The 1,896-nt window shown below is 37.6% G+C and carries 1 pseudogene; it reads left to right on the top strand.

Annotated features, from left to right (window positions below):
• Window positions 1-183: 183 nt before the first annotated feature.
• Window positions 184-1,842 (top strand): annotated as a pseudogene (locus CP366_RS10285) (S8 family serine peptidase); the annotation flags it as partial.
• Window positions 1,843-1,896: the final 54 nt, after the last annotated feature.

Raw genomic sequence — 1,896 nt, forward strand, 5'->3', positions numbered from 1 at the left:
ATTAAAAAATCAATTTACGAGAAAGATCTATTTACACAAAAGATTTGACAGTTTCGATAATTTAAAAACCATGTTATAAAATTAAAAATATATTGTAAGTAAATTATAATCGTGATATTATTTTTCATAACTTGAAAGTGAGATAGATTGAACAACAAGTTTTATCCACAAGGAGGAAAATATATGAATCAGAAAAACTTTGATAATCGAGATTATTCGTACGTATTTTGTACTAAGAAAAGACTTGAATTAGTTCAAGCACGTAAACATAGTAGTGGCTTAGTTGGTTTAAGAAAAAAGTGGGCAACTGCTGCTATTTTGACATTAGCCTCTGGTTCAGTATTTATTTTTTCACCTAATGGTCAAGTTCAAGCTGCAGAAAATAGTAATGCTGCAAAACAAGTGTCAAGCAGTGAAAAACAGACCAATATTGCAGATTTTCAGGCGAAACAACAAAGTGACTTAGCTAAGTCAGCTGGTACAGCTGAGGATGATACGCTTGAGTCAAAGCAACAAGAAAATACCACAATTTCTGCACAAACAAGTGAAAATGGTCAGGTTGAAAAGGCTAACGCTCAAACTCAAACTACTTCAGTAAATTCAGCTCAAGATAATAGTACTCAAGCTGATGCTCAACCTGCTACCAATTCTCAAAATCAAGTAACGCCACCAGCTAATGATCAAGATCATGTAAAAGGTAATGTTCAAAGTGCCTGGGATCAAGGATACAAGGGTGAGCACACAGTAGTTGCCGTAATTGATAGTGGTGTTGATACTAGCCATAAAGATTTTCAAACTATGCCTAAAGATCCTAAGTTAACAGCTGATCAAATGAAGGAAATGATTGCTAAGTTAGGATATGGTCGTTATGTGAATGAAAAGTTTCCGTTTGTGCATAACTATGTTGATAACAGTGAAGATGATATAAAGCCCGAAGCTGATGAGCCTCATGGTCAACACGTTTCAGGGATTATTGCAGCTGATGGTCAACCAGATGGTGACAAAGAATACGTAGTTGGGGTAGCACCGGAAGCTCAATTATTACAGTTGCGGGTCTTCAGTGCCGATGGAACATCACTTGATTTAGCTAAACAAATTGTTGATGCCGTTAATCTAGGTGCTGATGTAATTCAAATGTCTCTTGGTGGTGGTGTAGCTGCTGCTGATTTGGGAGTGGCTGATCAAAAAGCAGTTCAATATGCAGTTGATCACGGTGTAATTGTTTCGATTTCAGCATCAAATAATGGGAATGCAGCTTCTGTTGATAATACTAGTCATATTACTGATTCAGATTATCAATCAGGAGGAAATGCTGGTAATTATGAACCATTTAGTTCAAGTACTGTTGCTGATCCGGGTGCATCACGCAATGCAATTACTGTAGCTGCTGAAACTTCTGATACAGGTAAAGACAGTGACATGGCTTCTTTCAGTTCATGGGGACCATTGCCTGATTTTACCTTAAAGCCGGATATTTCAGCTCCAGGATCTGATGTGACTTCTTTAGCAAATGATAACCAATATACTAAGATGAGTGGGACTTCAATGGCTGGTCCATTTGCTGCAGGAGCAGCGGCTTTAGTTAAAGAACGACTAGCTAAAACTAATCCTGAACTAAAAGGTGCAGAGTTAGTTAAGGCAGTTAAAGCATTGTTAATGAATACGGCTAATCCACAGACTCAGAATGGGTATACTACACCAGTTTCACCTAGAAGACAGGGTGCAGGTCAAATTAATGTGGGGGATGCAACAGCTTCACCAGTATATATTACGACTGCTGATGGCACTGGGGCACTTAGTTTGCGTAAAGTCGGAGAAAATACTGAATTTACCTTGACTTTCTAAGTGTATAATTTTTTGCGGTAAGTTGAATAAATAATTAAAAAGCTCAAGTCC

Source organism: Lactobacillus sp. UMNPBX15 (assembly GCF_002553785.1).
Taxonomy (GTDB): domain Bacteria; phylum Bacillota; class Bacilli; order Lactobacillales; family Lactobacillaceae; genus Lactobacillus; species Lactobacillus crispatus.